This window comes from Paraburkholderia sp. BR10954, assembly GCF_040965775.1.
Classification (GTDB): domain Bacteria; phylum Pseudomonadota; class Gammaproteobacteria; order Burkholderiales; family Burkholderiaceae; genus Paraburkholderia; species Paraburkholderia youngii.
Genome location: NZ_JBFRCK010000314.1, coordinates 1 through 255 on the forward strand (window position 1 = coordinate 1; position 255 = coordinate 255).

The window sequence follows — 255 nt, forward strand, 5'->3', positions numbered from 1 at the left end:
GCGCTTCGCGCTTGAGGCCTTGATCACGCCCGCGCGCTTCGCCGCTTCGATCGTCTCGGCCAGCAGTTCTTCAACGCCAGCTTCACCCAGGCGCTTACGCCAGCGTGTCAGGCTCGACGGATCGATCAGGGCTCGGTCTGCAAATACGTCCCGCCGGTGAAGACCTGCCAATACGGGTTCTCCACCCATTGCCAGACCACTTCCTCGTCCGACAGATCGAACGCATGCTGCAGATACAACAAGCCAGCAATCAGT

The 255-nt window shown here is 60.8% G+C and carries 1 pseudogene; it reads right to left on the reverse strand.

Going from position 1 to position 255, the window contains the following annotated elements:
* A pseudogene (locus AB4Y34_RS42385) lies at positions 1-255 on the reverse strand (transposase); the annotation flags it as partial.